Here is a 25,416-nt window from a genome sequence, read left to right as displayed (position 1 = left end):
AGCATTACCCCTTATGAGTAGTTGCTAAGCCACTAAAGGAAACAGGGCCTACAACTGCAGCTTCTGTCCCACTAGTCAAATTTTGTGCAGTTACTTGATAAACATGTGTACCTTGTCCAACATTAAAATCTATTGCTTGGAATGTTTCTACATAGTTTACTTCTGATTCAGAATCAGATTCTATCCCTACTTGGGTATTGAAGATTTCTCTTCCGTCCCTGAAGATTCTAAACAAAATTTGGGATGTGCCTGTAACCCCATGCACGCCTACTGTCGCAATTAATTCTACACGATTAATAGTTGCACCACTGGGAATCCTAATTCGAATAGTTGCCAATGAAAGCCTTAATGGTGAACGAGGAATCGTAGTTGGTCTACTTGGAGTAAACCTACGAAAGGGTTGTGCTGCTTGGTAATCAATTACCTTAATCACTATAATCACCTCCTTAACTTAATGCTTTAAAGTATGCAGTTTAGAAGGAAGAGCTTGGACTAAATGGAATTAATTTTAATAGAGTTCGCTATTTTATGGGCTACTCTCCTAAAGTGAACAGCGGGTATGAGTTGAAAATCAAGACCAAGTTATCAAGTGCCTACTGCATCGTAACGACCGAAACGGTTAAAGAGAAATTGGCCGGTATTTTAGATACCCATTTATCTAATTGAGTCCACATTCATGCAAGATTTATATTAAAACAGAAAATAATCCATCCTTGAGTAATACTCAAATAGAATGGATTATTTTTATATGTAATGTATTAGTGTCTAATCAAATTTTGAATTGATTTGTATATTGGGACCCGGGTGCTGTGTTTCCGCACATCACCCGGTCTTTTCTGAAGTACAAGTTTCAGAAAAGTCTTATATATAATTTATCACACTATTCAATTAAACTTCAATGAGTCTTTCTATGGGATTTTTCATGTGAGGCCGTGGGAGGTAGGATGTGTTCTATGGGGATACGTGGGGATCTATGGTAATAGCAGTCTACGGGAAGTTGGTAATGTTCTATGGGAAGTCGCGGCGGGTCTATGGGAAGTCGGCGGCGTTCTATGGGAAGTCGCGGCGGGTCTATGGGAAGTCGGCAGCGTTCTATGGGAACACGCGGCAGGTCTATGGGAAGTCGGCAGCGTTCTATGGGAAGTCACAGTATCCCTATGGGAAGTATAATCAAAATACCAGGGTCTTAATTGTTTAAGACGATGGTACCCTTCATGACATACAATAATAGTATGTTTGTTAGTCCAGAGTTCGAAAAAAGGGGTGCATTTATGAAAATGCAAAGAGTACGATTCATCCTATTACTGTTAATCATGACAATGGTTTTGATACCTGGTTGTAATTCGGGAAGTTTACCTATTGATCATGAGACCACAGATCCCACAACGACACAAACTACGAAAAAAACACCAGAATCCACCGTAACCGACCCGTTGGATGGCTTGACCGGAGCTAATTTATATAATGCAATTATGCTGCCGAAGTTTGAAGACAGGTATATGTTTAAGATGGTTGCTGAAAATATGGCCGGGGTTCAGGAGATAACTAAGTATTATTCCAACGGTGATTTCAAAGAATTCTACACGCAAAACAATGAAACTTCAATTACTGTTTTTGATGATAAAGATAAAATTATTTACACATATTCGGAAGAATCACCCGTATGTCACTTCATCCAATATGAACCACGTGAAGATGGTACATATGAAATGGATCCAAAACTGCTGTTGGAAGTGGATACACTAACAGTCTCCGAAATCATTGATTTTAACGGAAGAGTCACTTACTATTACGAACGGGAATTCAGTGGTTCTGATAGTTATGTAAGCAAGTATTGGATCGATGTTAAGACGAAAGTGGAAATGAAAGTGGAGGTTTATTTAAATGGGGATTTAATTTCCCAATCGATTGTTACGGAACTACAAGATGATTATGTTGTCCCCGCAAACTTTTTCATGCCACCAGACGATAAGGAACTTATAGACCTAACCGATGTGGTGTCAGGTACTCATTGAATTTAGAATTATTCCGGAATCTGTTACCTTCACCAATAATGCATTAGGTGTCTTTTTTAGTTTAATACTTGTTACAATAAAGAGAGTCAGTGTAAAGAGGGGAAAAGTAAATGGCAGAATTAATTGGTAGTTTGCTTGAAGGAATTGTAATGTCAATTCCAACTAAGAAAAATAGAACAGTTATCAAGAAATTTAAGATACTACGTAAAGAGTCATGGTTCAAGGAGAAGTACAATAGTGCTTTAATCCGGCTGAATTATTCAGTAAGGAACCTTGTGGAACAAACGGATATTGAGAAAGTAGTAAACAACCCGGAAGAAACAAAAAAGTTCCAAATTGAGCTTGAGAAGATAGTAAAGAAGGAAAATCTTTGATTCTTAGTCCCAACATTAATCGTTGTCAACTTTACGTTCATACCTAAAAATCCATCCTTGAGTCAGAGCTCAGTTAGGATGGATTTTTTTCAAACGTATTCATCTTCTACTTCCACCAAAAAGATCCGTTCCTCAAAACCACCGCGTCTAACTGCTTTCTCCGCACGAACTGCTTCCAGTTCTTCCACCGTCACGCCGTGAAACTTCGCCGCCGAGTGAATCAATTCCAACAAATCAGCCAATTCTTCAACAGCGTCATCAGATGTCATAGCTCCTTCGTATTCCGCTAATTCCTCATGCATTTTTTTGTTCACTTCTGTAATATACTGCGGGTCGTCCAATCTATAAGTGACACATGTTTTACCATCTAATGCTATTACATTTGGAATCAAGTCACGTACAAGTTTGTTGTAGACAGGCATGGGGGGGTTCTCCTTTAACTAACAATTTTATTTATTTTAGCATACGGGTTGGGGCAGCGAATGGATAAATAGTAATCTTTCTAAAATAAAGGAACCTTTTTTATGTTGTGTGATATTATTGTAATAGTTGAAAAATAGATACATTGACGTAACTGCCTACAACGTAGTGCTTCAAAATTAAAGGATAGGTTTATTAAAGAACCTTATGGGGACATTACAAGTTTTAGAATTGCAATTGAAATAAACTTCAGAAGGGTGAAGTCCTGTATGATAACACTTAGAAAAATTACGTTGGAAAACCGTCGTGCTGTGTTTAATCTAGAAGTTTCAGAAGAACAACGCCGCTTCGTTGCGTCCAATCTTTCAAGCGTGGCTTCCTGTTATGTCCTCGCACTCAATGGGGGACATCCATTTCCGTTCGCCATTTACGCGGATGAGCAGCCGGTCGGTTTTGTTATGATAACTTATGGAATCACCGGATATGAACTCCCGTCAATTGCAGATGACAGCTATTGCATCTTACGATTGATGATTGACAAGCAATATCAGAAGCAGGGCTACGGTAGGGAAGCTATGAAAAAAATCTTGGAATTTATCCGTACCTTTCCTGCTGGGCCTGCAAGTTACTGCTGGATCCCATATGGGTTTGATAACTTCGCCGCCAAGCAGTTTTATGAAAGCTTTGGCTTCCGTGACAACGGCGAAATCTGCGACAACGAGCCAATAACCGTATTGCGCCTCTGATGTAGGTGAGCCGTTAAGTATATTAAATGGAAACTGGCTTCCATAAAAGGCGTGATAAATGATTTATAGGGGGAAATGGGAATGAGCGAGATAATCTTGATTCAGCATTGCCAATCGGAGCATCATGTAAATAATATGTCAGGTGGTTGGACAGATACTCCTTTAACTGAATTGGGGAGAAAACAAGCAGAAATGATTGGGAAGAAATTAAAAGAAGTGGTCGATAAAAACGATTTTAACCTGTATTCATCTGACTTATTGAGAGCCTCTCAAACCGCGGAGATAGTCGGATCGCAGTTAGGGGGAGAGGTCATTCATGATCAAGGACTTCGAGAAATAAATACAGGTGTCGCAGCAGGTAAAACTAAGGATTGGGCAAGAGCGAATAAAAACCCGCGAACGAAGAGTGGTTTTGATTTAGATTATCGCGAGTTTCAAGACGGCGAGAGCTGGCGAGAGTTTTATACCAGAGTTTGCGCTTGCATGGATAGGATATATGAGTCGGAAAAGGATAAAAACCTCGTGATTGTCACGCATGGGGGAACTTTAGGATACATACTTGCTTGGTGGATGAAATTCGAACCAGAAATGATTGTGAATGCATATTTCTCCTCGTCTGTAGGTGGTATTACTGTTCTGAGTCAAAATAGTTATCAGCAAAACGTTGTGAATAAATTTAATGATACTTCTCATTTTGACTTGTTTAGCTGACAACCGGCATTCAGTTCGAAATGAATTTAGAAGGTCCGTTTATATTATTGGCGTTTTGCCATGAATTACAATACCGTTTAGGAAAGTAGGGAGATTGATGAAAAAACTATCGGCAAAAAATAATACGATATTTGCGTTTTCCAAGAATAACAAACCAGCTCTTTTTATTGACAGCGGCGAAACGATTGAAGTTGAAACGTTGGATGCTTTATCCAATCAAATCCGCGGGGAAGAAGATATGATTTCGGGAATTGATTGGAATCATATCAATCCGGCAACGGGTCCTATTTACGTGAATGAGGCAAGGAAAGGGGATACGCTGAAGGTTACGATTGAAAAGATCAATATTGACGACCAAGGAGTACTTCTTGCGGGGCCGGATCTCGGAATGTTGGGCGATGAGTTCACTGAAATGACGAAGAAAATTGTTCAAATCAAAGATGATCAAGTCGTTTTTAATGATAAACTTTCATTTCCTATCACTAAAATGATTGGCGTAATTGGTGTTGCACCTGAACATGTAGACATTCCATGTGGTACGCCGGAATCGCATGGCGGGAATATGGATACGACCGTTATCAAAGAAGGATCCGTCTTATACTTACCGGTATTTGTCGATGGTGCGTTACTTGCCTTAGGTGATTTTCACGGAGCAATGGGAGATGGGGAAATTAGCGGCACGGGGGTCGAGATTGCTGGTTCGGCCGTTCTGAAAGTTGAGGTTGTGAAGGAACAAACGATTGAACATCCAATCGTTAAATATGCAGAAGGACTTTCATTCATTGTTTCAAAAGAGATTTTGGACGAGGCTGTAAAAGAGTCAACGAAGCAGGCGGTCCATTTCCTTGAGCGCCACACGGATTTAAGCCTTGAAGAGGCAGCTATGCTGATGAGTGCTGTGGGACAGGCACAAATTAGTCAGGTGGTGGATCCGTTAATGACCGCAAGATTTTTAATCCCGCAATTCGTATTGGATGCTTATCATATTAAGGTGTTTTAATTCCATAGAAATTTTTAATCAAGCCCTGAAGTTTACGTATAGAAACTTCAGGGCTTGATCTTTTATATGAAATATAACGCTATATTAAATGCTACCTTTACAAAGAATTTACAATTATTTTACTTCTCTCGGATAATAGAACTATTCACTTGAACTATAATGATAGTAATGAACTATTGAATGGAGAGAATACTGTTGATCAGGTTAAAGGAAGAGCATTTGAGAGAATTGTTTAACCGTACCATTAAAAACGAGGACATCCAAACAGTGTTCCAACCGATTATTTCTTTGAAGGACGGAGAACTATTAGGGTATGAAGCGCTTAGTCGGGGTCCCTCAAATACACCATTGCAAAATCCTGAGAAGTTATTTTCCTATGCAATGGAATATGATCAGCTTTGGGAATTGGAATTTCTATGCCGTGCGAAAGCATTGGAATCTGCCCATATGCTTCACTCGCAAGGCAAATTGTTCTTAAATGTAAATCCTAATATTATGAGTGACCCGAAGTTCAGACAAGGGTTTACAAGAGAATATTTAAGTCGTTATAAATTCGAAGCTAATAAAATCGTTTTCGAAATCACAGAGAAAGAAGCGGTTTCAAAGTTATTCCATTTTAAAAAAACTGTAGATCATTACAAAGAACAACTTTACCAAATCGCAATCGATGATGTAGGTTCAGGGTATTCAGGCTTGAATATCATTACAGATATCCATCCCCACTTCATGAAACTGGATATGAAGTTAATAAGACAAATAGACAGCGATGCAATAAAACAGTCGCTTGTGAAGAGTTTATGTGAGTTTGCAGATCTTTCTCAAATAAGTATTATTGCAGAGGGAATTGAAACGAAAGAGGAATTATGCAAGTTAATCGATTTAGGTGTCGAATATGGACAAGGGTATTTCATTCAGAAGCCTAAATCTGTCCTTCTGCCGATAAGGGATGACTTAGTTGAAATCATTGTAGTGGAAAACAAGTGTAAACGGTATATATCATTGAATCGAAAAACGGATACATCTGTCGGCAATATTTCTACCCCTTTGCCAACTCTTGGTGTCACAACATTAGTTGACGAAGTAAAGTCAACGATGGATCAAGATAGTACATTACCAGGCTGTTGCATTGTTGATCAAAATCGATTGGTTGGTGTGATTACCAGAAATCAATTGCATTATAAAATTAGTGGTACATATGGGTATAGTTTATACAATAAAAGGAAGATACATGAAATCATGGATACGAATTTCTTACAAGTGGATAGGAATACCCCAATTCATATGGTTGCTAAACTTGCAATGATGAGGGATTCGAACCGTCTTTATGATTTCATTACGATAACGAAAGATGGACAGTATTATGGAATTGTAACAGTTAAGGAATTACTGGAAAAGTCGATGGAAATCGAAATTAATGTTGCAAAACATATGAATCCCTTAACTGAGTTGCCTGGAAATGTATTGATTGAACAACAGCTACAACTCTGTATTGATTCGACGGATCGTTACGGTATCCTCTATTTGGACCTCGATAATTTCAAACCGTACAATGATGTTTACGGTTTTGAAAACGGTGATCAAGTGCTCATGCATCTTGCTCATCTATTGGAGGAAATCGTGTCCCCCCACGATTTCATAGGACATATTGGAGGCGATGATTTTATTATTGTTGCATCGTCAGAAAAGTGTGTTCCGTATAGTGAACAAATTATTGAACAGTTCGATGCTACGATCACTCGCTTTTACACGCAGGATGATGTAGAGGTTGGATGGATTGGTTCTAAAAATCGACATGGAAAAGATGAATTGTTTCCTTTAATGACTATTTCAATCGCAGTTATTTTCAAAAGTCATTTTCAATCTACATATGAGTTAGCGAAGGAAGGAAGTAAAGTAAAAAAGCAGTGCAAACAAATGGCGGGGAGTAATTATTTGATATCAAAAGAATAGTTGGAGCGATAAACTATTCCGCTCATTCACTATTGTTGTAAAGGTATCATTGAAAGCGTTCAAGGGAAATGAACTGACAATGGAATAATGAATAGTGTAGAATAGAGCAAACGACCAAGAAGAGGATACACTATATGAATAAACCACAACAAAAAACAACAATCTTAAGGGTTCTTTTCAGAGGTGCAATGGTTATGATTGGTGCAATCATTGCTGCTTACGGATTAGAATCTGTGCTCATCCCAAATAAAGTATCCGACGGAGGCGTAACAGGTCTTAGCATCGTTGGTTCGCAATTATTCGGTTTTCCATTAGGAATTCTCATCGCGATTCTAAATATTCCTTTTGTCTTTTTAGGCTATAAACAGATTGGAAAAAGCTTTGCACTCTACTCTGTGTTGGGAATTGCAACCCTCGCAGTCAGCACGAGCATGATGCACCACGTACCTACAATTATTCAAGGGGATACGCTATTAGTCACGGTAGTCGGTGGAATTATCCTCGGTCTCGGAATGGGGATAGCGCTGCGTAACGGGGGCGCACTTGACGGTATTGATATGTTAGCTGTCTTGATTTCGCGCAGAATGCCGTTTGGAACAAGCGACTTAATCCTGTTTTTGAATGTTTTTGTTTTTGCCATTGTCTCGATTGTTTTCGGCCTTCAAGGGGCTTTCCTGTCCGCAATTGCTTACTATATTGCTACGAAAGTGATCAGTATCGTTGAGGAAGGTTTGAGCGGTTCCAAAATGTATAAAATCATTACGAGCGAGCCGGAAGAAATGGTGGAAACCATACGTGACCGCCTTGGTCGTAGTTCGACTATAAGCATCGTTCAAGGTGCGTATTCCAGTGAACAGTTCAAGGAAATCACATGTATTATCAACCGATTGGAAGATAGTAAGATGAAAGAAATCATTCTCGAAATTGATCCGAAATCCTTCGTTACTGTTTATGAAGTCGCTGAAGTACGAGGAGGAAATTTCGGTAAACGTAATATCCATTAATTTAAAAAGGGGCTAACCAAATAACTTTATTTGGTTAGCCCCTTTTTGGTGGTGGACGCGATGAACATACAAAAGTATTGAGTACACAGGTGAAAAGGATTGCCCAAGATTGACTGACCTCCCGTAGAAGGCACCGAAGTTCCCATAGAAGGGGCAGAGTTCCCATAGAACTGCGCTGACTTCCCATAGAAGGGGCAGGAGTTCCCGTAGAAGGTGCAGGGGTTCCCATAGAACTGCGCTGACTTCCCATAGGAGAGGCAAGAGTTCCCATAGAACCGCGCCAACTTCCCATAGAGGTGCTGGAGTTCCCATAGAACTGCGCTGACTTCCCATAGAATGGGCAGGAGTTCCCATAGAACCGCGCTGACTTCTCATAGGAGAGGCAAGAGTTCCCATAGAACCGCGCCAACCTCCCATAGAAGGTGCAAGAGTTCCCATAGAACCGCGCCAACCTCCCATAGAAGGTGCAAGAGTTCCCATAGAACTGCGTTGACTTCCCATAGAACCGCGTTGACTTCCCATAGAAGGTGCCGGAGTTCCCTTAGAACCGCGCCGACTTCCCATAGAAAGAGTCCTCTAATACTTACGATACATTCCATAAAGATAGAGAAAACCTCCCGAAACTTTTACTTCCTGCCGTCGTCTAATCTGTGAATTGAACAAATGAGGAGGTAACTGTTTGGTCAGTAACCATAAAAATTTTAAACTGTTGACGTCAGCGGCTGTGGTGACGAGTGCTATTGTTGCACCTGTTGTCGTTTCTGCTGCACCGACGTCGTTTAAGGATGTCCCAACAAATCATGTCGCTTATGAGTCTATTATGTATCTATCAGGAAAAGGTATTATTCACGGGTTTGATGATGGGACGTTCAGACCTTCGGCAATGGTGACCCGCGGCCAGGCCGCGAAGATTTTGGCGACTTCATTGGACTTGGATCTAAAGAATGTGAAGAATCCGCGTTTCCATGACGTCCCGACAACGCACGGATTTTACAAGTACGTTGCGGCACTTCACGAGGCAGGCGTCATTGATGGGTACTCGAATGGTAATTTCGGGGTGAATGACCCGTTGACCCGTGGACAGATGGCGAAGATCTTGGCTATTGCATATGGGTTTGAAAAGCAACCACTACGTACAGCGAAATTCTCTGATGTCTCTGCAAATGCCTATTACGCTGTTTATTTACAGTCCTTAATTGACAATAAAATCACGTTCGGAATCACGCCGACCCGATTTGCACCAAACCAAAATGTAGATCGCGGGCAAATGGCGATGTTTGTACACCGAAGCGAATTGGCCAAGAAGCGGACGGAAACTGTGAATGCGACGATTTCAACGTTCAATGGGTATACGCTGCAAACGGATAAGGGCTATTACGACATTCCAACAACTTTACGCAACTTCTTTTCATCCCAAAACTCCAATGCCTTAAAAAACGCAAAAGTTACTTTTGAGCATGATAAAGGTACCATCACGTCCATCACAACAATTGAACTCAGGAACTCAGGAACTTCATCTAACATGATCACATTGTACGGAAACACTGCAACCTTGGATGGCAATCTGATTATCAATGCCGATTACCTCAATGTCAGGGATTTGATTGTTAATAAAAACGTCAGCTTCAATTCCGGAACGCAAAATTATTTCACTGGAGATTCATTGTACATTAAAGGCTCCACGACATTTAACGACTACACCACACCCACTAATCGCACTCTAAACTTCACTTTCAATAACTCCACTTTGAATACAGTACTGCTATCCAAATCCAACACGAACTTCATACTCTCGAACAGATCATTCGCACAATCCTTCACAATGAAGGCAAATGGTACGCTCAGAACAAATGATACTGCTCGGGTCAATGAGGTTTCAGTAGAAGGCTCAGTATCAGAAGCGGCAATCTACTCAAATGTCCCTAAGGTTTCAGTCGCAACGACAAGGGACGTGACATTGAATGGAGCAGGCATGTTTACAAGTGTCAACATCCTGACAAACCGCCTTGTGACAATTAATGCATCAGGTACCATCTCGGTGTTAGACATTCCACGAGACGGCTATGTGAACGTAGGCACGCAAACTTGGGTGTCCAATGTCCTCATTCCTTGGAACACATCTATTAGAAATGTCATCCGTAACTATGATTCAGCAATGTACCGAATAGAACGAATTAACGGGGTCTTAAATCCGGATCGCACGCCTCCTTATGTGCCGCCAGTCGTCTATGACATTACGATTCGAACCGCAACTATGGACGGCAATGGATTCATCTCCATGACATTTGACCAAAACCCTACGAAGTATAAGATGACAACGAAAACTCCGATGTACGACGGGGACGTCAAGACAAACCAAACACTCGAACTGACAAATCTGTCGATCAATAACGGCACCTACACGAACGGTCAAGCGGGGACTTTCTCATGGAGTGAAGGAAGGAACAACTATTCCACCGCCTACTCGACAGTCACTTCGAGCGGCAACTACAAGACGGTTACATTCTATGAAGATATCCGCTTAAAGAACAAAGTATTTGAAATCACTTACCGAGTCAGTAGCTTGGGCTTGGAAGTAGATACTGATTTCACTGACGATACATTAACTTTCTTGAACAACTCGACATTGTCAGTGTCAGGAGCTAAGGGAACGTATACATCCATTGCGGGGTCGAAGATTTCCGTTCCTACAGGCAACGTGACGAATGAAACCGAATTACAGAGAGCAATCTCTTTGAAGGTACCAGAAATATTGATTAGTAGAGATATCACGATCACGAAATCCGTGAATATAAACTATCCAAATGTAAAGATTCAAGCGATCAATGGAGCGACGATTAAAGTTGCCGATGGATTTAGATACAAAGCTGAAGAAGCTGCGATTACATTTGATGAAAATGCTAAGAATGCAAAATTGCAGAATGTGAAGTTGGTCGGACATTCCGGTACACGAGGTCATGGAGTTCTTGTCAATTCGGATTCTGTTACGTTTGAGAATACCGAAGTTACGGACTTCGCAGGCTACAATATCGTAACAGACAATTCGTCTCTCGTTACGTTGAATAAAGTGAAATTAGCCAATTCGACTAAAGGCGGCTTGCAAGTATATACATCTAAAACTTCCTCCCCGACAACCGTTAATTTAACAAACGTTGACACAGTGAATAATCAACTTGGCGGCATACATCTCATTGCGGATCGGGTTAATAGCAAAATTATTATTAATGGTAAAAGTAATCAGCATAATGATCAATTTAAAGGTGTACCAGCCCCTGCATTTTGGACCGAGGGGAAAGGGAACTTTGATTTCAAACTTTCCGATTTTAATCTATATACGAAAATACAAAACAGCTATTACCACATTGACAATGACCTGGAGCTAACTTACGCCTTCACGGAACTTAGTAAAACAATAACAGATAAGTATACTCCAAAGATGAACATAGCCAATAACTTCACAACGAATAAACCATTCCATTTGAATGCTGCCGTCTCCATTAACGGGAATGGGAAAACGATCACCCTTAACTCAAAAGGGGACCCGAAAAAGAATGCTGAAGGACTTTTGATCAGCTCAACTGTAGTCATTGACAACCTGAACTTCACCGCAGGAAAAGACATGAACGATCACCTAATCGAAGTGAACGGAAACGGAGCTTCATTGGCACTATCAAACTCAACACTCACAGACTCCACCTTAGCCGCAATCTATGTAGGGAATCCCGTTAAAAAAGAAACAAAAGAAAAACTGATCCTCGATGGAAATATTGCCTTTACTAACAATGTATTGGGTGGAGTCGGAGCAACGAACGGAGTAACGATTCACGCAAAAGAAGCAAAAATAACGTACACTTCTTCCAAACAGACCAACAATATTATCTATAAAAAGCCAAATCAAAGAGATAGCATCAAAGTCGATCCAATGTTCTGGGCAGACACCCTTGACGTCCGAGTCGAACTGCCAAGAGGATTCAATGAATATAAGATATTCAGAGATAAAAATAATAACAAAATCCTATCCAACGATAGAAACCCTGCAACAGAAGTTATCTATAGTAAATAAAATAAGGCCTTCCCGTTTTCAGCGGGAAGGCCTTTTGTAATTGTAAAGGAATTGTAAAGGTACCTGTGCAGGGAACTATTCCGTTTATTCACTACAAATGTATAAACATAAAACACAAATGTTCTTAAATTAACTTTTGTAAAACATGGGTGTATATTCATACAAATTGACTGAATAAACATAAATGTTTATTGCACAGGTACCTTCATATCCCTTCAAAAAACAGGTACCTCCAAACCATACTGGAATATCTACCCGGCACTGGTTTTATTTAACGGCTCGGAAGCGACTGTGTTTCTATTATAATAGGGACGCAGGAAACAATAGATATATATATTTTGCATTTCCGAGAATAGCAGTAAGGAGAGTATTGTGTTAATGACAAAAAGAATCGTAAAAATTTTGATTGGCATTCTACTATTTTTGTCGATCAACGCGGCGATGGTGATTGCAGAACCGGGCACGGCTCCGAGTACGAATCCAACTCCAACTCCGAAACCGAATAATTTCTTACCTTTCGAAAATAAGGAAGCGGGTAGAAACAGCAATGCTTACATGCCGACATACAATCCGTCTATGAATGACCGGGTGAATTTTATCAATGAAATTTCGAATTACGCAAAGGAAGTTAGTGCCAAATGGGGCATTCCTGCAAGCGCGATAATCGGAATGGCAGTGATTGAGAGCGGATATGGGACGACGAGAATCGCAGTCAATGCGAATAATATTTTTGGAATAAAAATATGGGTAACGAATCCCAATAAAGGGTGGCAACTGAAAGGTCAACCTGATGAAAACAATGGGACAGTCCCAGTGTTATCCGACTTTGGAGTGGATCGGATTATCTATGACGAAACAAATAGAGTAGATAACTGGTATCGCATGTTTTCAAGCCGTAAAGAAGCGGTTGATTACTTAGGGGGAACATTTCTTCTAAATAAAAGATACGGGTTTGCGAAAACAAACTATGAAAACAATTTAAACAAAGGCTGGAATTACGAACGCGCATCCAAACAATACATATATGATATTGCGACTGCAGGTTACAATCATCTTGGTGGGGATTACTATCGAAACGCAGTTGGCAAAATCATGGATGAATGGAATTTGTACGAGCATGACGAAAGAACGTTCAAAGATATCCATGGTCATTGGGCACAAAAAGAGATTGAGTTTTTGTCAGAGAATGGTTGGATTGACGGATTCAATGATGGAACTTTCAAACCGAACGATAGTCTGACAAGAGCGCAAGCAGCCAAAATTATTGGTAATTTCTTAGGATTGACCAAAACAACTGAACCAATCCACTTTAAAGATGTACCTACAAGCTTTTGGGGACATGATTCAGTCGTCTTGGTTGCACAACACAAACTCATGAATGGTACAGGCAGTGACTATTTCTCGCCTAAAATGGATGCAACGAGGGCACAGATGGCACAAATATTCTACAATGCCGGTTTTTATTCCGAGCCGGCAGCTAATAATCTGAAATCATTCAGTGATGTCCGCAAAGACTACTGGGCCTATATAGCAATCGAGACAATGAGGCAAGAAGGAATTATGGCTGGATTCGGCGATGGAAGATTTGGAATCAATGACCCTATTTCCAGAGCCCAATTGGCAGCGGTGATCTATCGATTGGATCAAAAAGGTTGGAATAAAAAACAGACTTTACATTAATGGCTCAATCCTTCATTCGGTATAGATATTACGGTCCCAAAAGCGCTGCTGTGTGATCGCTTGGATGAAATCAGCAGGGAAATTAGCTCCAGCCTGAGATGCGATTACGATGCCAGGTCCTATTTTCGCAATCGATTGGTTGAAAATGGGTTCCCCAGTCGAAGCTACACCAATCGGTTTGTAATGACGGTATGCTTCATTGATAAATTCTTCAATATCGCTTTTGAATTTCGCTTGATTCTTAGCGTTTCCGCCGACAACATATAACGAATCGAAAAGGACGGGCGAAGTCGTTAGGAAAGTTTTATTTAACACGACTTTCACTCCATCGGCACCCATAAGGCTGCCTAAATGCTCACCGACAATGTCGACTGCGACGCCATTCTCAAATAATGTATTGACGACTGCTTTCACTTCATTACCGTTGAACCCGCTGCCAATTAACACTCCGACTCTGAGTGTGTATGGATATCTTGGCGTATTTGATTGGCTAAGGGCTGGAGAGGATGCTGTAACATTTACTTGCTGACCTTTCGGGCGATTGACACCAACCGCATCAGCAATTGCCGTTGCCAATCCCACATCCACATTGACGAACATATCGACAACTTGCTGCCTGACATCTGCCGAATTCACTTTCCCGACTTCGAAAATGAAGGCATCTGTAATATGTTCCTTTTCCGGCTTCGTCATGCTGTTCCAAAAAAGACGAGCTTGCGAAAAATGGTCTTGGAATGAATCGCTTCGCGCTTGAATGACGCGTCCCTCAACCTTCTCGGCGTAATGGACAAAGCCCCCTTCTTTCCAACTGGAAGTAGACGGAGTATTTCCAGCGAGTGAATTTTTATGGTAGGCGACCTGCCCGACATCGATTCGTTGGCGACTGAACCCATCCCGCTGATTATTATGGAACGGACATACCGGGCGATTGATTGGAATTTCGGCGAAATTTGGTCCTCCAAGACGAAGCAGTTGGGTATCCAAATATGAGAACAATCTTCCTTGCAGGAGCGGGTCGTTCGTGAAATCGATGCCTGGCACGATATTGCCAAGATGCATTGCGACTTGTTCCGTTTCTGCAAAGACATTTGATACATTCCGATCTAAAGTGATTTTGCCAAACATCTGGACGGGCACTATTTCCTCTGGCCAAATCTTCGTCGCATCTAAAATATCAAAGTCAAACATGAACTCATCTTTTTCATCGATCATCTGTACACCGATTCCATACTCAACGACATTTCCATGCTCTATGTTTTCCCAAAGGTCACGTCGATGGAAATCCGGATCCTTCCCGGCAATCTTTTGCGCTTCATCCCAGACGAGCGAATGGACACCTAAAAGCGGCTTGATGTGAAATTTTATGAATTTCGCTTTCCCGTCCTCATTGACAAAGCGGAATGTATGGACACCAAAACCTTGCATCATCCTGAAACTTCTTGGGATGGCCCGATCTGACATAAGCCACATCATCATATGGGCAGTTTCTTGATTATTTGCTACAAAATCCCAGAGAGTATCATGGGCAGATGAAGCTTGCGGAATTTCATTATGCGGTTCAGGCTTCACGGCATGCACGAAATCCGGGAACTTGATCGCATCCTGAATGAAAAAGATGGGAATATTATTTCCGACGAGGTCGAAGTTTCCTTCCTCCGTATAAAACTTAATGGCAAACCCGCGTACGTCCCTTACCGTATCAGCGGATCCTTTGCTGCCGACAACGGTTGAGAAACGGATGAATATTGGAGTTTTGGATCCAACGTCCTGAAGGAATTTCGCCCTTGTAAATTCCTTCATGGATCTTAACAACTCAAATTCGCCGTGAGCAGCAAAGCCCCTCGCATGGACAACCCTTTCTGGAATCCGCTCATGGTCGAAATGGGTAATCTTCTCACGAAGATGGAAATCCTCTAACAATGTCGGCCCACGTACGCCTGCCTTCAAAGAATTTTCATCATCAGAAACTTTCAACCCTTGGTTTGTTGTCATTTTCTTTCCATAGTTATTGACCTTGAACTGTTCAAGCTGCTCTTCCTTTGGATTGTTACCTCTTTCCATGAAATCCCCTTTCAACTGATTTTTAGCCCACCATATCTATTAATATGTAAGGGGATGGGCTTTAGTGCAGTGGATGAATGTCCCGATCTCCAAAAACACAAAAAAAGATGAAGTATTCACTCAAGTGGTGGATACTTCATCCTTTATTAAATTTAGAGTATATGAATAACCCTAACAGAATGACTGTTTGTCCAAGAAATGCTATGGCATCCCAAAAGGCTGATGGAGTCGTAGACCAAAGCAAATTCGAGAATACTTGTGAATACGCATAATAAGCCTGGGGTAGGAAGTAAAAGACAATCAGACTAAGCGTTAATAAAATGCCAATGAGATAAAATACGCTATACATACGAACAACTCTTTGCTCTCCATCGAAAGCCTCTGTATCAGTCGAATCACTTCTCAAAAATGGCAGCCATTTGCTTAAATACTGTTTCCCATTTTCCATCAAGTTATAGCATCCTGTACTATTTTCAACAAAATAATAGACATCCGTTTTCATGTAGAAACAGCATTGGTATAAGGTTTTTATGAAAATATCGAAGACAACTATACCTAAAATACCTATAACAATAGCATTCGCTTCTGGAAAGAGAAGTTGTATTGAAAGTGCGATTAACATACATAGTTGTTCAAAAGACATTCCAGCAAAATATAAGATATTTCTTTGCCTTGGCTTCAGTTTCCAAGCAGCAGTTAAGTCTGTTTCAAAAACGACAAAGATAAGCCTGTTGCCAATACCTAATTTTGCCGGTAAATCATAGGATCGTATCGCCAAAATATGTCCGAACTCATGAATGATGATTAATACGAGGGATATCAGCATGTATGTGATGATATTCAACATCATCGAATCGAATAAAAATATATCTTGATAATGGGGGAATAGCTTAGGATTCCACACGATAAGTGAAATATTGATTAATAATAAAATGATATAAATTTTATTCGAAAACCCATTGAAAAAGAATCGTCCAACAGATGAAGGGATCCACGTAAATCCACCTGTTTTCTGGATTTCCTTTTTCTGAGGGATTTTCTCTCCATCTACCTCTTGAACTAAACCTAAATCGATAAGCTGTCCGCCAAATTCCATCATATCGACGTCTTCATCCGGATAGTTTTCCCGTAGAATTAGTTCGATTTCACCTAAAGTTTGGCCACTATTTATCCTTTCAATTGCATCAATACAAATCGCTGGCATTTCAAAAAAATCACCAGAAACAGGTTCTTCAACGATATAATTCTTCTTATCTATTCGAATGGTTAAAGGATAAAGCGTGAATTGTGATTGTAACGTTATCTTCAAACCAAACACCACCGCCTATTAAAATGAAAATAGGATGCTATTCACGATAGCATCCCATTTGTCGGATTCCTTAATATTTTGGAAATAGGAAACACCACCAGCATGTTACTTTAACTTGTTTAAGTTTACGGATTTTCATGTTTGTGCCCCTCCTTTGGTGTATGATTTTTAAAATATTGTTTAGAGATTGTTATCCAATCTGGAAACACTTGTTTAAAAACTTCCACCAATTCAGGATCGAACTGGGATCCTTTTCCATCCAAAATTCGCTTATAAGCTTCTTCATAAGGAAGCGCCGGTCGATAGGACCTTGTTGAAGTCATTGCATCGAAGGCATCAGCAACAGCTGTAATCCTGGCAACAAAAGGTGTTTCTTCCCCTACGAGTCCTGCTGGATAGCCCTTGCCATCCCATCTTTCATGGTGGTGATAAACGACGGCGATATGATCAGCAATTCCTTCGACATCTTCAATTGCTTTTGCCCCAACAACTGGATGGGTTTTAATAACATCATATTCTTCCACTGTTAGTTTACCATGTTTCGCCAGTATTGCATCAGGAATATTAACTTTTCCTATATCATGTAATAAACATGCATAATAAAATGAATTTAATTCGGATTCATTTACTTTCCCCGTTGCCTTTGCAAGACTCATTGCATATTCAGCCACACGCTCACTATGTCCGCGCGTATAAGGATCTTTTAACTCCAATGTGGCGATAACTCCCTTTACCATTCCAACCAGTTGCTCGTCATAGGAGAACTTTAATGCTTTCACGTAATTTAAGATTCGAGAAAGAAGGATGTAAGCAATCCCTGATAATACGATGACAATGATAACTGGAAATAATATGACAGGATCTTGTATGAATAAGCCTACCAATATGTATTTTAGGATTACTCCAGATGTAACGAGATAAAAAAATCGTTTATTAATGAAAATAGGTGAAAATAATATAATAATTAATTCTACGAGGTTCCCACTTGAATAGGATTCTGCCTTGCCAAAGTAATAATATATATCCGATACAAGGTTCGTTACTAAATAAGCAATGACGACAATATATTTTGCCTTCCCTGGATTGCCTTTTCTAAAGAAATAGATCGTAACAGGGATCAAGCTGATCATGATTAAATGCTTAATGAAACTTAAAAAATACCATACTGTATCAGGTACGGCATCCGCCATCCATGGTAATAAAGGAAAAAGATTGTAATAAAAAATATCATATAAGAAAAATACAATATAAAATAACCATAAGAATATAACAGTAGCTCTTTTTTCTTCTTGTAATAAAGACGTATTTTTCATTTTTCTGCCCCTATATGTATGACCGTAAGATGATGTTTTAAATATTTCATTGTGATTTAGCTTCCTTCGTAATAGATTTTACTTTATCCATTCTCTTATCGGCAATTAATCGTAAATCTGAAGTGTTTGCCCATCACCGATAGATAATAGTATAACTTGTTTCCCGGATCCCCCGCAATTCAGTTTTAATAGTTTAATTGATTTGATAATTCATGTCACGTGACATAGTATACTTTTATTCAGTACTATAGGCAACGTGGTAATATTTGGTAATGGTTTTTTTGGTACCTGTGCAGGGCACTATTTAGTTTATTCACTACAATTGTATAAATATTAAATTGAAAACCTTCTATATCGCTCTTTATAATTTTTTTACGCATACTCATACATATTGTCTGAATAAACATGAATGTTTCATGCACAGGTACCTTAACAAAAGCGAAATAATAGAGGGATATTGCAGCTTTTTGAAGAATGGGGAATAGAAAGGGGAGATTTGTTTGATGAATGAAGAAGTAAAGAAACTATCAGATGTACTTTTGCAAAGTCTTTATGACTATCACTTTGCCACTAACGGTGGAAGTTATAACTTACCGAAAGCAATGTTGAATGCTGATCTAAACAGCAAGTTAGCGATTGATCACCTTCTTGAAGCGGGGTATGCGACAGATAGCGGGCAAGGCACGGACCATCTAATTTTAGCAATCACAGATCAAGGCATGGATTATATCAAAAACAATAAATAAGCTGGAATTCAACTACAACAACTCGAAGAGGTTGAAAAATGATATCGTTTTTCAACCTCTTTTTGATTGACATACACCGCCCGCTTTCTTCACACTCACTCAACTAACCTCAAATAATAAAGTTTTGCTTCTTGCATTGCTCTGTTCAAGTCTATTGATGTATCAAGTGCAAAATACAATGAAATTCCGCCTGCAAGAACAATAGCGATGGCACCTCCACTTTTTAGGACTTTTCTATTCTTCACGAAAAGAAACAAGAAAATCGCCGCAACAAGCAAAAAGTAGATTACTGAATAAAAGACTGTTGAGTACGTTGCTTCCACATCATGTATAGCATTCGCATAACTTAGCAAATCGTCAATATTACTTTCGTCTTCTTCAAGTACAATTAGATCACCTTTATAACCAATCTCCCAAAGGAAGGAGCCAAGTTCTTCTTTTGTAATGGTGAACTCATAACCCATTGCTTTGCCACCGCCAATAAACCCGTAATACTCTTCCGTATCCTCTACGTTTTGACTACATGCAGAGACGAATGCAGAAAGCAGTAATAACAAAATAGGAATATATCTTTTAATACGAATCCCTCCTAACGAAACTATCACTTAATAAGCCACACCTTCTTTTACATGACTGCTGAATACTTCTTCTGTAGGATCAAAATAATCCTCCGTATACTCGGGCTCGAAACGGCCGTAGTCGATATATCCAGAGCCCCATGTAGGATCCATTGTTAGCCATTCACCATCCACTTTTACTTCCACCCAAGCGTGTCCTTCACGATCATCTCCGAATCCTGCAGTTCCTACTACATACCTTGCTTCCATCTCGGCTGCACGAAGTAGGGCAATGGCAAGGTAAGCAAAATCTACACAAATCCCTGTTTTGAATTTTAACGTTTTTAAGGCGCTATCGTCCCATTGATTGCCAATGAAATATAGTTTCCCGGTATTATAAGAAATTGTTTTCGCTGTATATTCGTAAACCGCTTTTGCCTTTTCACGATCCGACATTGAATCCTTTATGAGTTCATTTGAAAGGGCAATGATTTCAGGTGCATCGGATTGAACTCCTCTAGATGGCAATAAATCACGGAGATCTTCGGCGGAAGTGTTTTCCACTATGAATTGTGCAACCTGATTATATACAGGGATTGCACGATTTGTTTCCTCTTTTTTTGCGACACCCACAGTCACAAAGTATTTTCCCGGTCCAAATCGTAAATAGATTTCATCATCAAATTTATAATCCTCGACGGGAATAATGTAATCCGCATAATCGTCATTTTTACTTGTTGTTACTACTAAATGGGTTGTCTCTTTTGCAGCTTGCGCATCCATATCTATGGATCCTTTAATACGATAAGTTAAGTTGGCTTCGTTGCCTCCAGTGGAAGGGGATTCAAAATTGATACCGCGCGTAACATAAGTCGGGCTATAATGGATGTCGTCCCAATAGTCGGAGCCATTGTCGATTTGCATTGAAGTTCCGACTTGAAAATAATCGTCATACTCCTTATCTGGAACATAGACAACCAAGTCATGAATACCTTTACCGAAAAATAGAGGGATATCATACGTGAATTCACCGTTTACAACTAAAAGGACATCCTTCCAAAGGTACCCATCCTTCTTGAGTTCGATCAAAATCTCCTCATGTTTAATCTTGGCAGGATCAACCATTCCAGTAAGTGTAAACGTCCGACTAGCGTTTAACATACTTGTAGTCGGTATAAGAATTGATAATCCTGCCTCCTGACCTTCCGGAGTATATGTGAAGTCATTTTCCCACGCGTCTTCATCCACATCAATATGTTGTTTGTTCTCTTCTGTATGTTTCACTTCACCAATTGGCGGATCATTTGAGCAGGCGACTAACACTAACAAAACGAAGAGTAAATACATTTTTTTCATAAACATGACTTTTCCCCCTTCCAGATAAGGCATTATCTATACCGTCCATCAGATTAAAATTTCTTGTTTATTTCAATTATATATACTATAAGGCTGGAAAGTAAGATTACTTGGCAGAATAAAGAAAAAATTGTTAAAATGGGATATGAAATTAGAGGAAAAATGTTGTACGGAAGGGGAGTGCTGCTATGGTTGGTGTGGTTTTCGCTTTTATCATTATTATTTCTATCTATGGAAGTGCAAATTATTATATCGCAAGAAAAACCTATCAATGGCTTCGTTTGGTTTTTCCTAATATAAAGCCAAAGCTGTACACAGGTATTTACATATTCATCGCTTCTTCTATCATACTCGCTTTTTTACCGTTACCTTCAGGCATTAAGAGTGTATTAGGTTGGATTAGCGCTTATTGGATGGGGGTTTTTGCATATCTCCTCCTATTTATTCTCATGGCCAACTTGATTTTATTTATTGGAAGTCTGTTGAAATTAATTCCAAAACCTATGCCGCGAAGTATCCATCTTTATGCGGGCTTGGCGGTGTTTTTACTTACTACAAGCATCGTCAGCTATGGCATCTATAATGCAACTCAGATTAAACATGTTTCCTACGATATTCAAATGGAAGGGGATCGTTTACCGGAAGACATCAATATGGTCTTGATAAGCGATCTGCATCTCGGTGCTGTTAATTCCGAAAAACGTCTTGAAAGCATAGTTGAGAATATAAATTTACTTGAACCCGAGATTGTTACGATAGCTGGAGATCTATTTAACGACGATTATAACGCAATTAAAAATCCTGAAAAAGCCATTGAATTACTAAAAAATATTAAGACAAAATATGGTGTATATGTTAGCTTGGGAAATCATGATGGGGGAGATACCTTTGATGAAATGGTTCGCTTCCTTGAGAAAAGCAATATAACGCTTCTTAATGATGAACATGTGATTATTGATGACAAATTTATATTGGTCGGAAGGGTAGATCCATCGCCAATAGGAGGTTTCGGTGGGTTACAACGGAAAGATATAATGGAAATTTTAACGTCGATTAATGATATAGATTTACCTATTATTGTTATGGATCACACACCATCCAAACTTGAATTATATGAAGACAAAATCGATCTATTGCTTGCCGGTCATACGCATAGAGGGCAACTATTTCCGGGCAGCTTAATAACAAATGCAATTTTTGAAGTAGATTATGGACATTATCAAAAGAACGCAACCAGTCCGCATGTTATCGTATCATCGGGCGTCGGGACCTGGGGGATGCCGATGCGAGTTGGAACGAATAATGAAATTGTAAGCATCAATTTGCGTAGATAAATGCAGATAATTAATGCTAATGACTTGTACTGAAATTTGTCATAGTAGTCTAAATAGTTTACTATATTAGTGGGGTGTAGTTTGAAAAAGGGAAAAGGGGCGAAGAAATGATTGGTGTAAAGAAAAAGTATTCTATTGAACAATTCATCAGTTGTGAAAGGCTTGTAGGGGTATCGATATCCCCGGATGACGAAAAGATTTTAGTTGGTAGTGATAGCTCGGGTGTCTACAATACGTATGCAGTATCCCGTACAGGAAACGATGTCGAACAATTAACGAACTCACAGGATAATTTTATGATACCGGTTGGTTATTTTCCCGATGGACGTAATTTTATGTACAGAAGTGATCAAGGCGGGAATGAAATAACACATCTATATATGCAAGCAGAAGATGGGACAAGTGTCGATCTTACTCCAGGCAAAGAAGAAAAAGCGGAGTTTCAACGTTGGAGCCGGGATGATAAGCATTTTTTCTATGAATCAAATGTAAGGGATCCGCGTTTTATGGATTTGTATGAAATGGATATTGAATCGCTAAAACCAACTTTATTGTTTAAAAATGAAGAAGGCTATTATGTTTCAGCGATTTCACATGATAAAAAATATATTGCCTTACACAAGCCGCGGACATCGAATGATTCGGATATGTTTATCTACACAGAAGAAGATGGTGTAAAACATTTATCGGAACATGATGGTGATGTTCAATATCAACCAGTCGCATTTGACTTGGATTCTGCTCATTTATACTATCTGACAGATGAAGACCATGAGTTTCAGTACGTAAAACGACTTTGCCTCACGTCAGGAAACAGCGAGGTTGTCGCGAAAGAAAACTGGGATATCTTAACTGCCCGCTTTTCCCCTAATCATAAATACCTTTACTATTATGTAAATAATGACGGGAAAATCGAAGTGAAAGTTATCGAATCGGAAACAGGGGAGTCTGTTGAGATAGCAAATTTCCCGGAAGGCCAAATTAGCGGGTTGTCCATTTCCAAAAGCGAACGGTATATGGCGTTTTTAGTAAACCGCTCAACAGCTCCAGCTAATCTGTATGTCTACGATTTTGAAGCAAAGGAATTAAGTTGCTTAACGGATACTCTTAATCCTGAAATTGACGAGAATGACCTTGTGAATGCGAAGGTTGTTCATTACCCTTCATTCGACGGACTTGAAATCCCTGCAATTTATTATGAGCCTCATCTTGAAGATGGTGAAAAGGCGCCCGCACTTATTTGGGTGCACGGTGGTCCAGGTGGCCAGTCGACAGTCGATTTCAGCCCGATGATCCAGTATTTGGTGAACCACGGCTATGCGGTACTTGCAGTAAATAACCGGGGGAGTTCTGGTTACGGGAAAACATTTTTCAAGGCAGCCGATTTGAAACATGGTGAAGTGGACTTGGCCGATTGTATTGAAGGGAAGAAGTTTTTAATTGGGACAGGGCGGATCGATGAAAATCGAATCGGGATTATCGGGGGAAGTTACGGCGGTTTTATGACGCTTGCTGCACTTGCATTCCAACCTGATTCGTTCGAAGTCGGGGTCAATATATTTGGGGTATCCAACTGGGAGCGAACGCTGAAGAGCATTCCACCATGGTGGGAAGCGGCGCGTGAATTGTTATACAAAAAGATTGGCGATCCATATGAGCAGACCGAATATATCCGTAGTATTTCGCCTCTTTTCCATGCTGAAAAGATTAACAAGCCACTCATCGTTTTGCAAGGCGCAAATGACCCGCGAGTGTTGCAAGTCGAGTCTGATGATATCGTCGAAAAGGTAAAGGAAAATGGCGTTCCTGTTGAGTACATCATTTTTGAAGATGAAGGACATGGCTTTACAAAACGCGAAAACCAAATTAAAGGCTATCGCGCCATCCGAGAATTTTTGGATACGTATTTGTAAGTATAAAAAACTCCAGTGCAGCATAAAGGCACTGGAGTTTTTACTATTTCACCTTACTTTTTGTTTTCTCATCCACTGTGTTGCGACCCACTTTTCTCCTTTTATAACTGGCGCTCCACCATGTAAAGTTAATTCGTTTAAATTTTGATCGTTGTAAAAGTACTCGAAGTAGACTGCCATACCTTTTTTAGGTGATACTGAAAAATTCATCTTGGGGAAGAAGGTTTCTCCACCTTCCTCAACATCATTTAAGTACATAACGAGCGTACTAATTCTATTATTGTTTATCACTTTGTTTGTTGATGAAAAGAAATCATAATGAGCTTTATACTGTTGGCCTGGAGTATACCGAAGGATTTGAAGGCCTTCTCCATGCTCAATAGGTATATTCATAATAATTGAGATTCTATTTTCGACTCTAACAACAAATTCGTTTTCGCTTTCCTCAATAAACATGCTGCTACTTGTTCTTACCTCATTTTCTTCGCGTGTCGTTCCAATCTTTGAACGGTCCATTTTGTCCTTAGATAAGTTGATCAGTTCATCGCACTCTTCGGCACTTAACACATTTCCTAAAACAACTATCAATGGCTCCTCTAATCTAGCGACTATGTCAATCTCTCTATCTGTAATAATCTTACTTCCAACGTGATTAAATATAGTTTGGTCTTTATACTCCGTTATCAACTTAAAACACCTCTTAAACTGTTTAATTTTCAAAACAAATACGGTTTTGGGTAATGGGTTTAATTGTTAACGGTTCTTGTTGTAGGGTTTACACTTCCTTTTGGAATTAAATTCAATTTATTTTACCACGTAATTTGATTTGTCGTAAAATAACTTTTTTTCGAAAATATTAATAAT

The 25,416-nt window shown here is 39.7% G+C and carries 22 protein-coding genes; 13 read left to right on the top strand and 9 right to left on the bottom strand.

Annotation, left to right across the window (positions count from 1 at the left end; genetic code table 11):
• Positions 1 to 4: 4 nt before the first annotated feature.
• Positions 5 to 433: an exosporium protein C gene (locus ACFPZG_RS15310; RefSeq protein ID WP_317940800.1), complete on the bottom strand. Its 429-nt coding sequence runs from the start codon at positions 431 to 433 to the stop codon at positions 5 to 7.
• 530 nt (positions 434 to 963) lie between these two features.
• On the opposite strand from ACFPZG_RS15310, the gene ACFPZG_RS15305 reads away from it, so the two are divergent.
• From ACFPZG_RS15305 to ACFPZG_RS15295, 3 genes are all read left to right on the top strand, one after another.
• Positions 964 to 1,170, top strand: coding sequence for a hypothetical protein (locus ACFPZG_RS15305; RefSeq protein WP_283734364.1), 207 nt, complete (start codon positions 964 to 966; stop codon positions 1,168 to 1,170).
• A gap of 101 nt (positions 1,171 to 1,271) precedes the next feature.
• A complete protein-coding gene (locus ACFPZG_RS15300; protein ID WP_283734365.1) occupies positions 1,272 to 2,015 on the top strand; it encodes a hypothetical protein in 744 nt (247 codons plus the stop codon).
• Between the two features lie 110 nt (positions 2,016 to 2,125).
• Entirely contained in the window at positions 2,126 to 2,389 is a 264-nt protein-coding gene (locus ACFPZG_RS15295) for a hypothetical protein (protein ID WP_283734366.1), read from the top strand.
• A gap of 89 nt (positions 2,390 to 2,478) precedes the next feature.
• On the opposite strand, the gene ACFPZG_RS15290 is transcribed toward ACFPZG_RS15295, so the two are convergent.
• Positions 2,479 to 2,811 carry a nucleoside triphosphate pyrophosphohydrolase gene (locus tag ACFPZG_RS15290; RefSeq protein WP_283734367.1) on the bottom strand — a complete coding sequence of 111 codons (333 nt, stop codon included), beginning with the start codon at positions 2,809 to 2,811 and terminating at the stop codon, positions 2,479 to 2,481.
• Between the two features lie 267 nt (positions 2,812 to 3,078).
• Between ACFPZG_RS15290 and ACFPZG_RS15285 the strand changes: the two genes are divergently transcribed.
• From ACFPZG_RS15285 to ACFPZG_RS15265, 5 genes are all read left to right on the top strand, one after another.
• Complete coding sequence (locus ACFPZG_RS15285) at positions 3,079 to 3,555, top strand: GNAT family N-acetyltransferase (protein ID WP_283734368.1); 477 nt, start codon at positions 3,079 to 3,081, stop codon at positions 3,553 to 3,555.
• 81 nt (positions 3,556 to 3,636) lie between these two features.
• A complete protein-coding gene (locus ACFPZG_RS15280; protein ID WP_317940802.1) occupies positions 3,637 to 4,266 on the top strand; it encodes a histidine phosphatase family protein in 630 nt (209 codons plus the stop codon).
• 97 nt (positions 4,267 to 4,363) lie between these two features.
• Positions 4,364 to 5,266, top strand: a complete 903-nt coding sequence (locus tag ACFPZG_RS15275; RefSeq protein ID WP_317940803.1) for an acetamidase/formamidase family protein — start codon at positions 4,364 to 4,366, stop codon at positions 5,264 to 5,266.
• Positions 5,267 to 5,461: 195 nt separating this feature from the next.
• Positions 5,462 to 7,216 (top strand): GGDEF domain-containing protein, encoded by a 1,755-nt coding sequence (locus ACFPZG_RS15270; RefSeq protein WP_317940804.1) that lies wholly within the window; start codon positions 5,462 to 5,464, stop codon positions 7,214 to 7,216.
• Between the two features lie 134 nt (positions 7,217 to 7,350).
• Entirely contained in the window at positions 7,351 to 8,220 is an 870-nt protein-coding gene (locus tag ACFPZG_RS15265) for a YitT family protein (protein ID WP_283734370.1), read from the top strand.
• Positions 8,221 to 8,591: 371 nt separating this feature from the next.
• On the opposite strand, the gene ACFPZG_RS15260 is transcribed toward ACFPZG_RS15265, so the two are convergent.
• Positions 8,592 to 8,819 (bottom strand): hypothetical protein, encoded by a 228-nt coding sequence (locus tag ACFPZG_RS15260; RefSeq protein WP_317940805.1) that lies wholly within the window; start codon positions 8,817 to 8,819, stop codon positions 8,592 to 8,594.
• A gap of 80 nt (positions 8,820 to 8,899) precedes the next feature.
• Between ACFPZG_RS15260 and ACFPZG_RS15255 the strand changes: the two genes are divergently transcribed.
• Complete coding sequence (locus ACFPZG_RS15255) at positions 8,900 to 12,283, top strand: S-layer homology domain-containing protein (RefSeq protein WP_283734371.1); 3,384 nt, start codon at positions 8,900 to 8,902, stop codon at positions 12,281 to 12,283.
• 378 nt (positions 12,284 to 12,661) lie between these two features.
• On the top strand, positions 12,662 to 13,963 hold the full coding sequence (locus tag ACFPZG_RS15250) for an S-layer homology domain-containing protein (protein WP_283734372.1): 1,302 nt from the start codon (positions 12,662 to 12,664) through the stop codon (positions 13,961 to 13,963).
• A 12-nt stretch (positions 13,964 to 13,975) separates the two neighbouring features.
• Here the strand turns inward: ACFPZG_RS15250 and ACFPZG_RS15245 are convergent, their stop codons facing one another.
• The 3 genes from ACFPZG_RS15245 to ACFPZG_RS15235 form a co-directional block, all read right to left on the bottom strand.
• The gene (locus ACFPZG_RS15245) at positions 13,976 to 16,024 is read right to left on the bottom strand and encodes a catalase (RefSeq protein ID WP_317940806.1); all 2,049 of its coding nucleotides are present in this window, start codon (positions 16,022 to 16,024) and stop codon (positions 13,976 to 13,978) included.
• A gap of 136 nt (positions 16,025 to 16,160) precedes the next feature.
• Positions 16,161 to 17,333 carry a peptidase gene (locus ACFPZG_RS15240; RefSeq protein ID WP_283734373.1) on the bottom strand — a complete coding sequence of 391 codons (1,173 nt, stop codon included), beginning with the start codon at positions 17,331 to 17,333 and terminating at the stop codon, positions 16,161 to 16,163.
• Positions 17,334 to 17,458: 125 nt separating this feature from the next.
• On the bottom strand, positions 17,459 to 18,646 hold the full coding sequence (locus ACFPZG_RS15235) for an HD-GYP domain-containing protein (protein WP_283734374.1): 1,188 nt from the start codon (positions 18,644 to 18,646) through the stop codon (positions 17,459 to 17,461).
• A gap of 503 nt (positions 18,647 to 19,149) precedes the next feature.
• On the opposite strand from ACFPZG_RS15235, the gene ACFPZG_RS15230 reads away from it, so the two are divergent.
• Entirely contained in the window at positions 19,150 to 19,392 is a 243-nt protein-coding gene (locus tag ACFPZG_RS15230) for a hypothetical protein (RefSeq protein ID WP_283734375.1), read from the top strand.
• Between the two features lie 95 nt (positions 19,393 to 19,487).
• On the opposite strand, the gene ACFPZG_RS15225 is transcribed toward ACFPZG_RS15230, so the two are convergent.
• Together ACFPZG_RS15225 and ACFPZG_RS15220 are read right to left on the bottom strand one after the other, a co-directional pair.
• The gene (locus ACFPZG_RS15225; RefSeq protein WP_283734376.1) at positions 19,488 to 19,997 is read right to left on the bottom strand and encodes a hypothetical protein; all 510 of its coding nucleotides are present in this window, start codon (positions 19,995 to 19,997) and stop codon (positions 19,488 to 19,490) included.
• Complete coding sequence (locus tag ACFPZG_RS15220) at positions 19,998 to 21,311, bottom strand: transglutaminase domain-containing protein (RefSeq protein ID WP_283734377.1); 1,314 nt, start codon at positions 21,309 to 21,311, stop codon at positions 19,998 to 20,000.
• A 182-nt stretch (positions 21,312 to 21,493) separates the two neighbouring features.
• Between ACFPZG_RS15220 and ACFPZG_RS15215 the strand changes: the two genes are divergently transcribed.
• Positions 21,494 to 22,639, top strand: a complete 1,146-nt coding sequence (locus ACFPZG_RS15215; RefSeq protein WP_317940807.1) for a metallophosphoesterase — start codon at positions 21,494 to 21,496, stop codon at positions 22,637 to 22,639.
• Positions 22,640 to 22,746: 107 nt separating this feature from the next.
• Positions 22,747 to 24,552, top strand: a complete 1,806-nt coding sequence (locus ACFPZG_RS15210) for a S9 family peptidase (protein ID WP_317940808.1) — start codon at positions 22,747 to 22,749, stop codon at positions 24,550 to 24,552.
• Between the two features lie 48 nt (positions 24,553 to 24,600).
• Here the strand turns inward: ACFPZG_RS15210 and ACFPZG_RS15205 are convergent, their stop codons facing one another.
• Positions 24,601 to 25,239, bottom strand: a complete 639-nt coding sequence (locus ACFPZG_RS15205; protein ID WP_317940809.1) for a 2OG-Fe(II) oxygenase — start codon at positions 25,237 to 25,239, stop codon at positions 24,601 to 24,603.
• Between the last annotated feature and the right edge of the window lie 177 nt (positions 25,240 to 25,416).

It is taken from the genome of Sporosarcina thermotolerans, from assembly GCF_042658975.1.
Taxonomy (GTDB): Bacteria; Bacillota; Bacilli; order Bacillales_A; family Planococcaceae; genus Sporosarcina; species Sporosarcina thermotolerans.
Note: the sequence above shows the minus strand (reverse complement) of the source record. Positions and strands in the feature narration are given on the sequence as shown.

What these genes read in the sequence shown, in the direction of transcription:
- ACFPZG_RS15235 (WP_283734374.1), bottom strand. Translation starts at nt 18,646, where the DNA reads ATGAAAAATACGTCTTTATTACAAGAAGAAAAAAGAGCTACTGTTATA.
- ACFPZG_RS15210 (WP_317940808.1), top strand. Translation starts at nt 22,747, where the DNA reads ATGATTGGTGTAAAGAAAAAGTATTCTATTGAACAATTCATCAGTTGT.
- ACFPZG_RS15220 (WP_283734377.1), bottom strand. Translation starts at nt 21,311, where the DNA reads ATGTTTATGAAAAAAATGTATTTACTCTTCGTTTTGTTAGTGTTAGTC.
- ACFPZG_RS15265 (WP_283734370.1), top strand. Translation starts at nt 7,351, where the DNA reads ATGAATAAACCACAACAAAAAACAACAATCTTAAGGGTTCTTTTCAGA.
- ACFPZG_RS15280 (WP_317940802.1), top strand. Translation starts at nt 3,637, where the DNA reads ATGAGCGAGATAATCTTGATTCAGCATTGCCAATCGGAGCATCATGTA.
- ACFPZG_RS15260 (WP_317940805.1), bottom strand. Translation starts at nt 8,819, where the DNA reads ATGGAATGTATCGTAAGTATTAGAGGACTCTTTCTATGGGAAGTCGGC.
- ACFPZG_RS15230 (WP_283734375.1), top strand. Translation starts at nt 19,150, where the DNA reads ATGAATGAAGAAGTAAAGAAACTATCAGATGTACTTTTGCAAAGTCTT.
- ACFPZG_RS15290 (WP_283734367.1), bottom strand. Translation starts at nt 2,811, where the DNA reads ATGCCTGTCTACAACAAACTTGTACGTGACTTGATTCCAAATGTAATA.
- ACFPZG_RS15245 (WP_317940806.1), bottom strand. Translation starts at nt 16,024, where the DNA reads ATGGAAAGAGGTAACAATCCAAAGGAAGAGCAGCTTGAACAGTTCAAG.
- ACFPZG_RS15275 (WP_317940803.1), top strand. Translation starts at nt 4,364, where the DNA reads ATGAAAAAACTATCGGCAAAAAATAATACGATATTTGCGTTTTCCAAG.
- ACFPZG_RS15295 (WP_283734366.1), top strand. Translation starts at nt 2,126, where the DNA reads ATGGCAGAATTAATTGGTAGTTTGCTTGAAGGAATTGTAATGTCAATT.
- ACFPZG_RS15250 (WP_283734372.1), top strand. Translation starts at nt 12,662, where the DNA reads ATGACAAAAAGAATCGTAAAAATTTTGATTGGCATTCTACTATTTTTG.
- ACFPZG_RS15215 (WP_317940807.1), top strand. Translation starts at nt 21,494, where the DNA reads ATGGTTGGTGTGGTTTTCGCTTTTATCATTATTATTTCTATCTATGGA.
- ACFPZG_RS15285 (WP_283734368.1), top strand. Translation starts at nt 3,079, where the DNA reads ATGATAACACTTAGAAAAATTACGTTGGAAAACCGTCGTGCTGTGTTT.
- ACFPZG_RS15300 (WP_283734365.1), top strand. Translation starts at nt 1,272, where the DNA reads ATGAAAATGCAAAGAGTACGATTCATCCTATTACTGTTAATCATGACA.